4 protein-coding genes are annotated in these 2,013 nt (G+C 70.3%); 3 read left to right on the forward strand and 1 reads right to left on the reverse strand.

Annotated features, from left to right (window positions below; translation table 11 throughout):
- Together D7X55_RS38910 and D7X55_RS38915 are read left to right on the forward strand one after the other, a co-directional pair.
- The coding region (locus D7X55_RS38910) for a carboxypeptidase regulatory-like domain-containing protein (RefSeq protein ID WP_121725669.1) at positions 1–682 on the forward strand (682 nt) is incomplete at its 5' end.
- Positions 683–843: 161 nt separating this feature from the next.
- Positions 844–1,029 (forward strand): hypothetical protein, encoded by a 186-nt coding sequence (locus tag D7X55_RS38915; protein ID WP_120553201.1) that lies wholly within the window; start codon positions 844–846, stop codon positions 1,027–1,029.
- Between the two features lie 157 nt (positions 1,030–1,186).
- On the opposite strand, the gene D7X55_RS38920 is transcribed toward D7X55_RS38915, so the two are convergent.
- Entirely contained in the window at positions 1,187–1,480 is a 294-nt protein-coding gene (locus D7X55_RS38920; protein ID WP_120553200.1) for a TIGR02300 family protein, read from the reverse strand.
- Positions 1,481–1,621: 141 nt separating this feature from the next.
- On the opposite strand from D7X55_RS38920, the gene D7X55_RS38925 reads away from it, so the two are divergent.
- A partial coding sequence (locus D7X55_RS38925) for a zinc-ribbon domain-containing protein (protein WP_199747336.1) occupies positions 1,622–2,013 on the forward strand: 392 nt, incomplete at its 3' end.

Below are 2,013 nucleotides of genomic sequence, written 5' to 3' on the forward strand. Positions count from 1 at the left end.
GCGTCCCACCGGACCCGTGAAGTGGGGCGAAATCGAGGGGCGGGTGCTGCTGACCGGGACGCCTCCCCAGGCCTCCAGCGCGCCGACCTCCGCCACCGTCGCCAGCGTGTGCGGCGACCAGGCGGAGGACCGCTCGCTCGTGGTGGGAGGGGAGGGCGCCCTGGCGCACGCCGTCGTCTCGCTCCAGGACGGCGCCGCGCTCCCCGTCCCGGACGCGCCCGCGCCCCAGCCGGTGCTGGACCAGAAGCAGTGCCACTATGAACCGCCCACGCTCGCGGCGAAGGCCGGCGGTGAGCTGGTGCTGCGCAACTCCGACCCGCTGGTACACAACGTGCGCGCCCAGGCCGGGACGAACCGCTCCGTCTTCAACGTGGCCATGCCCCTGGAGGGGATGACCCTGCGCCGCCCCCTGCCCGCGGAACCGGGCACCGTCCAGGTCCGCTGCGACGTGCACCCGTGGATGCGCGCGGTGGTCCGCACCTTCAACCACCCGTACTTCACCACCACCACCCCGGACGGGCGCTTCCGGATGCGCGTCCCCGAAGGGGCCCACACGCTCGTCTTCTGGCACGACCGGCTGCCGGAGACCTCCCGGACCGTCACCGTCCGCGCGGGGGAGACCGTCCAGGTCGATCAAACCTGGGGTGTGGATGCGCTGCGTCAGGCCGGTTCCGCGAAATAGGGCGCCCCTGACAGGGGTGTCGCGTCCACGGCCGGCCCGATGAAATACCCGGCCAGGGGGCGCGTATAAGTGCCTGGAAGCACGCCCCCTGTTCAGACTTCTGTCTTGGTGGCAAAATTGCTTTCGTGGAAGCCAACACTTCCGCCTGAGGGGGAGTCACCATGCATCAGTCCAGGAAGCAATCCGCCGTGCCCGCGGAGACCGGGCCCCTGTCCCTGGGGGGCCGCCGCAAGGGCGCCCGGCCGGTGGGCATGCAGGAGATGGGGCCCAACCTCTACGAGAAGATCGAGAGCGCGCTCACCGAGCTGTCGCTGGTGTCGTCCCACGAGCGTCTGAGCGGCACCTGAGGTCCTGACGTGTCCCCTGAGCGGCGCGGGCCCCTTCCGGGTCCCCGCTCCGGGAGCGCCGTCTTCCCAACCCCCAGTCCTGGCGAGGAGGGAAACGGCAAAAGGGCCCGCCCGAACGAATCGGGGGGCCCTCGGGACTTCCACCGCGAGGCAGACCCTAGATGTCGTCGTCTTCGGCGGGCTCGGCGCCCGGCTCGGCGTCCTCGTCCTCACCGAAGGTGTCGAGGTTCTCCTCGTCCTCCTCGGCCGCGGGCGTCTCCTCGGGCTCGGGCTCGATGACCTTCGGAGCCGCGGCCAGGCGGCCACGCCGGCCCTCGGTGGGCTTGGCGACCACGTTCTCCCGCTGATCCGCCCCGCACTTGGGGCAGATGGGGTCCGGCTTCTTCATGTCGTAGAACTTCGTCCCGCACTTGAAGCACGAGTGCTTGGTCCCGAGATCCTTCGCCGGCATGCGCCACCCTCGTAGAAGCCTGGAGTGAAACCGAGGGCGGCTGAATAGTTGGGCCGAAGAACAGAGTCAACCGTGTGTTTGCGCGGGAGATTTCTGGCGGTAGCATCCCCGCCGGTTTCCCCCGAGAGCCGGACGCCCCCTTTGAACTTCACCTGCGACAATTGCCAGAAGCGGTACTCCATTGCGGACGAGAAGGTCCGCGGCAAGACGGTCAAGGTCCGTTGCAAGAACTGCCAGAACGTCATCACCGTGGAAGGGCCCGCCGAGGAGGAGAGCACCCGTGTGGTGTCGCTCGCCGACGTGGAGCGCATCCGCGCGCAGGAGCGTTCGCTGGCGGGGGGTGGTGCCGCCGCGGCCGCGCCTGCCCCCGCACCGGCGCCAGTGTCCGCCGTGGCAGCTCCTGCACCCCTGGCCAGGCCTCCTGCGTCGGCCCCCCAGACGCCCTGGGATGACGAGCCCACGCGCACCGCGCCTCCCCGCCAGACGGCCGGGGCTCCGTGGTTCGTGATGGTGCGCAACAAGCAGGAGGGCCC

The sequence above is a fragment of the Corallococcus sp. AB049A genome (assembly GCF_003668885.1).
GTDB lineage: Bacteria > Myxococcota > Myxococcia > Myxococcales > Myxococcaceae > Corallococcus > Corallococcus interemptor.